Below are 6,142 nucleotides of genomic sequence, written 5' to 3' on the forward strand. Positions count from 1 at the left end.
CGTGTGGACCGGTCAGCGGTCGATCACGTCGTGAACCCCGAGCGCGGAGACAGCGCTCATGCTAGTGCGCACCATTTCACGAAGGTGAAGACATGAAAAAGGCGCATGGAGTTGACATGCGCCTTTTACAATTTGAGATTGAGAAAGCCTCAGGCGACCGTATTCACGTGATTGCCCATCGTTGCTGTAGGCTTGGAAATATGGGGCTGTGGGCGAGCAGTCGAAGTGGCTTTGGGGGCTTTGTCACCGTCATGGTCGCCATCAGCATCGACCTTGGTTGGCTGAACTGCTTGCGTAGGCGGTGCGCTGGGGCGCGGCATATTCGAAACGCTGGAAACCATGATGTGGATCCACTTGGTGAAGGTATCCAGGTATTCGGTTCATCCGCGGCGTGCTGAAGTTGAGCCTGGGGCTATCTGTGTAAGAACACACTGAGCCAGAACATTTTTTCTTGCCGCCCTGGTCCACCGCCTATCCAGGCAGCGATTTTTCCGCGTCAGACGCACCCGCGATGGGAATGAGGACAGCTACGCTCAAGCCAGTTTGGTTCTCTTCGTCAGAGAACTCCAAGCGGATTTCTGCACCGATGCGGTTGGCAATCGCTTGGACAATGGAAAGACCCAAGCCAGAGCCGATCTGATCGCTGCCCAGTGCGCGGTAGAAAGGGTCAAAAACCCGAGCTCGTTCAGCGATAGGAATTCCTGGCCCAGTGTCTTGGACACGCAGTACGACATGTCCTTGCGCCAAGCTGAACGATAAATCGACTCGACCTCCTGGCGGGGTATAGCGGATGGCGTTGTCGACCAAGTTCTTGACCACAGCAACCACATCCATCTCGCTGACCCACACCAGTGCGTCTTGTGCCCCCTCGACGCCAATGTCGATGTACTTGGCCTCTGCCAGCGGCATGAGGTCCTCCAATACACGGCGATAGATGCCTTGAATGGACACAGGCGACTTTGGCAATTCAGTCGGTGACTGCGCCTTGGCCAAAGTCAGGAGCTGATCCAGCAAGCTTCTGCCGCGTTCAATGCCTTGGCGAAGCACCATCAGTCGCTCAAGCGCCAGGTCAGACATTTCCGTATCCGCCAGCCGCTCTGCTTGCAAAGAGAGGGCCGTTAAAGGAGAACGTAGCTCGTGCGCAGCATCCGCTATGAAGCGGCGCTGGGCATTCATCGACTGATCAACGCGGGCAAGCAGGCGATTGATGGCAACAGCAAACGGGCGCACCTCAATGGGAAGATGTTCTTCTTCCACGGCATGCAACTCCTGCTCGGCACGTTGGTCGACTTCTTTGGACAGTGTGGCAATAGGCCGGAACATCTTGCGAACTAGGTCTGCAACGATCAGCAACAGGATCGGCACGAGAATCAGGAATGGCATGACGGTACGCAAGGCGCTATCACGGGCAATCTCATTGCGGAAACCAGACTCCTGAGCTACAGCAATCCGCTCGCCAACGGTTGTTGTTTTGACCAGCACACGGAACGTCTCACCGCCGGCGTCCAGCGTATGCAAGCCATCAGCCAGTGTCATAGGCAGGGGTAACAATCCGCCATCATCCACGCTCACAAGAGTTGGGTTGCTTTCACCCAAGCGTTGGACGATCACGCGCGATTCTTCATCGCTGTCTTTGAGTCGGCCATCAGTGGATGGATGCTGGGGCAGCAAGCGCTGCCGATCCATCAGTTGTGCCACCTGGCGAAGGACATCATCTTGCAGTTCGTGCGCCTCGTAGAAAGCGGACATGAACGAGAAGACCCCAGCCAGGATGGCAACGACAAGAATGGCCAAAGACAAGGTGAAGGACAGCTTGAGCTGAATAGACTCGTTCAAGCGCTTTTTGAAACCATCCATCCCACGCCCCTGACGTTCTTGATGACCTCGCTGCCGATCTTGCGTCGCAACGCGTGAATCAGATACTCGACCGCATTGCTTTCGACCTCTTCTCCCCAGCCGTAGATTCGATCCTCCAGCTCGCCACGTGACAGGATGGCGCCCGGTCGAACCAGCAAGGCTTGCAGCAGCGCAAACTCACGGTTGGACAGTTGCACCGTGGTGCCGCCATGGGTGGTGGCCGCTCTCGTGGTCGGATCGAGCGACACCATGCCATTGCTCAGAACGGGCGCGGCGCTTCCGCCTTTGCGCCGCAGCACGGCTCGCATCCGCGCGAGCAGTTCAGCCATCTCGAAGGGCTTGAGCACGTAATCGTCGGCGCCACCGTCCAGGCCACGCAGGCGGTCATCAAGGCCATCGCGAGCGGTGATGATGAGCAAAGGAATCGGATTGCTTTTGGTGCGGATGTCGGCCAATACGCTCATGCCGTCCTTACCGGGCAGACCCAGGTCGAGCAGCACCAGGTCATAGTGTTGACAACCCAGCGTTGTGAGGGCAGTCTTTCCGTTCTTAACCCAGTCAGCGGCATAGGAGGCATCTTTCAAGGCGCCTTGGATCGCTTCACCGATCATAGGGTCGTCTTCGATCAGAAGTATCCGCATGCCCCCTCCATTCAATTTTCGTTGTTCAATGCGAGGCCTGGGCTGGCCGTTGCCTGAACACCAGGACGCTGGTCAGGATGAAGGCAAAAAGTGCAGCAGATGCGCTGTAGCGACTCAGCGCCAAACCTCCCGAACTCAGTGGCTTGTCCAAAAAATCGCCGACCACAGCACCCAGCGGGCGCGTCAAGATGAATGCGGCCCAGAACAACAGCGTAGGAGACACGCTGCTCCAGAAGTAGGCCGCCATGGTTAAGGCAAGCAGTCCTCCAAAAACGATGGCAGCACCGGTGTAGCCCAAGCCCATCGTGTCGGCTGTCCAGTCGCCCAGTGCGGTGCCCAAGGTCTGAGAGAACATGATTGTCAACCAGTAGAAGGCTTCAGCTTTGGGCGAACTGACCGTGCTCACCGACACGGAACCCAAAGTGCGATGCCAAACCAAGAGCGAGCCAAGCAGTAAGGCCAGCAGTAAGCTTGAACCGCCTGCGTACCCGATGCCAAGCGAGCGATCTGCAAAATCGGCAAGCGTTGTACCGACCGTGGTGGTGGCAATGATGGTGGTCCAGTACAGGAAGGGGTGGAACCCCTTGGCTTTGATCTGCGCAATCACGCAAGCCAGGAAGATCGCCGCGAAGATGCCCGTGCTGACCAGATAGCCCAGGTGCATGGACATGGAGGCGGCATCACCGCCGGTCTCGCCCAGCGTGGTCGCGGCAATCTTGATCAGCCAAAATCCCAGTGTGACTTCGGGGACTTTGGCCAGAGTGTGTTCTATTGATGTTTTCATGGGGCGCTCGTTACTTAGTTCTTGCCTTGAAGCGTATCGAAGGTTTTCAGCATCGTATCCATGGTCGCTTTGCAATCGGCTTGAGTCGGCGCATCTGCGCGCAGTGAAGCCAATGCGTGGTCAATGGCTTTGTCCAGAACATGCCAGTCATCGGCGGCCCGGGGTTTCAGTCCCGCTTCGGCCGCATCCCATGCAACTTCCAAATCCTTGATACGGGCCTTTGCTGCAGGCAGATTGCCCTTGTCCACCATGGCGACAACGTCGTTTGCGATGTTGCGAAACTCGGTCAGATCGCCGAGTTTGGATGCTGCCTTTGCCTGAGATGCGTTGGCAGCTTTAGGGAACGTTGCAGAGGCAGCGCCGCCTTGATCGACGGGTTTGGAGCAGCCGGCAGCCAGGGTCAGGAACATGGCAGCCATTGCGGTAGCTATAGGACGAACGAGGTGGTGCAGTGTGTGCATGATTTCTCCTTGGAAAGAGCGCTATTCGTTGGCTTGTGCCGACCGGCCGGCATTCATGCTGACCTGGGCGACGGCTACCAGCATGACGATCACCGTAAGGAATAGCGCACTTGTCCTCATGGCACCCATACCCAGGCCGCCGTAGGACTTGGCCTGTGTCAGCAGGTCGCCGAGCGCGGCTCCGAAGGGGCGGGTCAAAATGTAGGCGATCCAGAAAGTCAGCACGGCGTTGCCGCCCATGAGCCACAGGAAGTACGCGACGCCAATCAGCGCACCAAAGGCGATTGCGCCCCAGATGAATCCCAGCCCCAAGGCCTCAGTGGCCAGATCACCTGCAGCGGTACCCAGTGCAAACGTGCAAAGAACGGCTGCCCAATAAAACAGCTCCCGTCTGCGCGTCACGATGTCGTGGATGGAAAGGGTGCGCTCGACCCGGTACCAGACGAAGAAAATCGCGGCAAGCATCACGGCAAAGACTGACGTGCTGACGTACAGACTGACGCTCAGGCCATCGGTCAGGAGGTCGGTGATCTGGGTGCCGACCACGCTGACCAGCACCACCGTGAGCCAGTAAATCCAGGGGGTGTAGCGTCGGGTGCGCAACTGAGTGAACAAGGCAGCTGCCAGCAAGGCAGCCATGAGCGTACGAGTCGCACCTTGGCCCCAGCCAGCGTTGACCGCCAGATAGTCGGCTCCCGTTTCGCCGACCGTGGTGGACATGACCTTGATGATCCAGAACGAAAGCGTGACTTCAGGGACTTTGTTGAGCCAGTCCGTGGATCTGATTGCAAGCGCTTTGTTCATGGTTTGTTGTCAGCCGATATCATGGATCGCTATCAGTGTGACCAGGCAGACTTAGCCTGACCATAGGCCCTCATTCGCTGAACCAGCCCCTCTCAATCAGGCTGCCGAAAAGCGCGTAATAGATGTCGATGGCAAGGCGATAGGCTGGCATCAGGTACCAACGTGCGCCATGCATTGCCAGCCATGCACTGAGCGTGGCCACCACGACTGCTCCGAGCATATCGAGCGGGAAGTGGACACCCAGATAGATACGTGCCCAAGCGATGGGTACACCGAACAAGGCCATGGCGATACCTACGGTTCTTTGGCGTTGCTGCATCAAAAAACTGAAGGCCACGGCCCACCACAGCGTCAGATGGTCGCTTGGGAATGACGAATCGTTGACATGAGGAAGGAAGGTGTGGCCCAGCCCGATCATGAAAGGCCGAGGGTGCAACCAAGCCAAGCCGATGATCTGGTTGACAAACAGGCCCAGCATCCCCGCTGCAGTAGCGATATGCATCACTTTGCGAGTGTTCTCTTTGCCGCGCAGCCAGCCAATGCCGATTCCGAGCGGAACCGTCCAGATGAGCCATTCGGCAACGAACACCGCCATCATCAACACCAAAGTGTTCGGATGCTCAGGCGCGTTGAGCCAGAAATAGAGTGCGTGATTGAGGTTTTCCATGAAGTCTCCGGGTCGAACCAATGCACAACAGATGATCCGACCGTTCTGGTGCGCTGTCAGTCTTTCTTGTCGTGGACGTCATCGCGATCCGATTTATCCTCGACGGACGAAATGACTTTGCCCCCGTTGGCATCAACCCTGACATCGAAGACCTTGGCACCGCTGACGACTTCCACGTCAAATACCCAGCCTTGCTTCGAGTTCTCGTACTCGGCGCGCGCTGCCTTGCCATTGGCATGTCGTTCGGCAATGGTGACAGCTTGGGTGAGTGAAATCTTGGCCTTGGCGATTGCCATGGCGTCGTTTTCTATGCTGTCTTTGGCTGCGTAGGCAACCGCGCAGGCTGCAGCAATAGCGATGCCCAGAAGTGACGGCCTGGTGTAGCGGGTCATGCTGCCTATCCAAAAGAGCGCGGGAATTGCGCAATGAAGAGGCTAGGGAAGCAGACTTAGCTGGTACTTAGCCAAACCGGACGACGCATGCGTCAAGTGTTGTCAGTCACGGGCATGACTGAGGCCGTTGCTCGTGACCATGCCAATGGAGCGCGCGGAACTCAGGGCTTTCGCGAAACCGAAGGAGGGACTTTCTGAACGGAAACCGATCGCCCTGATAGGTAGGACTAATTCAGAGCTAAGTGTTCATCCATAGCCTGTAATTTTGTTGCCCACTTACCAGACGACCATGCTGCGCAATTTGATGACCTTTTTGATTCTGATTCTTTCTACGCTGGTCTTGGTACAGGCAGTACAGGCCTGGTTTGTTGAGCAGACGGACGACGGGGACAGTGACGTCGCATTGTCGATTTTGTTTATGCATGTCATTCATCAGGGTTGACGGGGTGGTCCGGCAACCCTTGATGAGTGCTATCAATTCATCTGCCGCAATGCAATTGCGGGCGCTGACATGGCAAGGCTTTGGGATGCATCTA

General features: G+C 56.9%; 9 protein-coding genes. 2 read left to right on the forward strand and 7 right to left on the reverse strand.

Annotated elements, in window-relative coordinates; genetic code table 11:
• The first annotated feature begins 92 nt into the window (after positions 1-92).
• On the forward strand, positions 93-398 hold the full coding sequence (locus EPO09_RS15270) for a hypothetical protein (protein WP_290644187.1): 306 nt from the start codon (positions 93-95) through the stop codon (positions 396-398).
• A gap of 73 nt (positions 399-471) precedes the next feature.
• On the opposite strand, the gene EPO09_RS15275 is transcribed toward EPO09_RS15270, so the two are convergent.
• The 7 genes from EPO09_RS15275 to EPO09_RS15305 all read right to left on the reverse strand — a co-directional run bounded on the left by EPO09_RS15275 (position 472) and on the right by EPO09_RS15305 (position 5,606).
• A complete protein-coding gene (locus tag EPO09_RS15275) occupies positions 472-1,857 on the reverse strand; it encodes an ATP-binding protein (RefSeq protein WP_290644188.1) in 1,386 nt (461 codons plus the stop codon).
• A complete protein-coding gene (locus tag EPO09_RS15280; RefSeq protein WP_290644189.1) occupies positions 1,833-2,498 on the reverse strand; it encodes a response regulator transcription factor in 666 nt (221 codons plus the stop codon). The genes EPO09_RS15275 and EPO09_RS15280 overlap by 25 nt, the downstream gene beginning before the upstream one ends.
• Before the next feature lie 25 nt (positions 2,499-2,523).
• Positions 2,524-3,282, reverse strand: a complete 759-nt coding sequence (locus tag EPO09_RS15285) for a hypothetical protein (RefSeq protein WP_290644195.1) — start codon at positions 3,280-3,282, stop codon at positions 2,524-2,526.
• Between the two features lie 14 nt (positions 3,283-3,296).
• A complete protein-coding gene (locus EPO09_RS15290) occupies positions 3,297-3,743 on the reverse strand; it encodes a hypothetical protein (protein WP_290644190.1) in 447 nt (148 codons plus the stop codon).
• A gap of 21 nt (positions 3,744-3,764) precedes the next feature.
• The gene (locus tag EPO09_RS15295) at positions 3,765-4,547 is read right to left on the reverse strand and encodes a hypothetical protein (protein ID WP_290644191.1); all 783 of its coding nucleotides are present in this window, start codon (positions 4,545-4,547) and stop codon (positions 3,765-3,767) included.
• A 70-nt stretch (positions 4,548-4,617) separates the two neighbouring features.
• A complete protein-coding gene (locus tag EPO09_RS15300; protein ID WP_290644192.1) occupies positions 4,618-5,214 on the reverse strand; it encodes an undecaprenyl-diphosphatase in 597 nt (198 codons plus the stop codon).
• A 56-nt stretch (positions 5,215-5,270) separates the two neighbouring features.
• Positions 5,271-5,606 carry a PepSY domain-containing protein gene (locus EPO09_RS15305; protein WP_290644193.1) on the reverse strand — a complete coding sequence of 112 codons (336 nt, stop codon included), beginning with the start codon at positions 5,604-5,606 and terminating at the stop codon, positions 5,271-5,273.
• Positions 5,607-5,895: 289 nt separating this feature from the next.
• Here EPO09_RS15305 and EPO09_RS15310 point away from each other — a divergent pair, with 289 nt between their 5' ends.
• A complete protein-coding gene (locus EPO09_RS15310) occupies positions 5,896-6,048 on the forward strand; it encodes a hypothetical protein (protein ID WP_290644194.1) in 153 nt (50 codons plus the stop codon).
• The last annotated feature ends 94 nt before the right edge of the window (positions 6,049-6,142 follow it).

This window comes from Aquabacterium sp. (genome assembly GCF_004297345.1).
In the GTDB taxonomy this organism is placed as follows: domain Bacteria; phylum Pseudomonadota; class Gammaproteobacteria; order Burkholderiales; family Burkholderiaceae_C; genus Aquabacterium.

What these genes read in the sequence shown, in the direction of transcription:
- EPO09_RS15305 (WP_290644193.1), bottom strand. Translation starts at nt 5,606, where the DNA reads ATGACCCGCTACACCAGGCCGTCACTTCTGGGCATCGCTATTGCTGCA.
- EPO09_RS15290 (WP_290644190.1), bottom strand. Translation starts at nt 3,743, where the DNA reads ATGCACACACTGCACCACCTCGTTCGTCCTATAGCTACCGCAATGGCT.
- EPO09_RS15275 (WP_290644188.1), bottom strand. Translation starts at nt 1,857, where the DNA reads ATGGATGGTTTCAAAAAGCGCTTGAACGAGTCTATTCAGCTCAAGCTG.
- EPO09_RS15300 (WP_290644192.1), bottom strand. Translation starts at nt 5,214, where the DNA reads ATGGAAAACCTCAATCACGCACTCTATTTCTGGCTCAACGCGCCTGAG.
- EPO09_RS15310 (WP_290644194.1), top strand. Translation starts at nt 5,896, where the DNA reads ATGCTGCGCAATTTGATGACCTTTTTGATTCTGATTCTTTCTACGCTG.
- EPO09_RS15270 (WP_290644187.1), top strand. Translation starts at nt 93, where the DNA reads ATGAAAAAGGCGCATGGAGTTGACATGCGCCTTTTACAATTTGAGATT.
- EPO09_RS15295 (WP_290644191.1), bottom strand. Translation starts at nt 4,547, where the DNA reads ATGAACAAAGCGCTTGCAATCAGATCCACGGACTGGCTCAACAAAGTC.
- EPO09_RS15285 (WP_290644195.1), bottom strand. Translation starts at nt 3,282, where the DNA reads ATGAAAACATCAATAGAACACACTCTGGCCAAAGTCCCCGAAGTCACA.
- EPO09_RS15280 (WP_290644189.1), bottom strand. Translation starts at nt 2,498, where the DNA reads ATGCGGATACTTCTGATCGAAGACGACCCTATGATCGGTGAAGCGATC.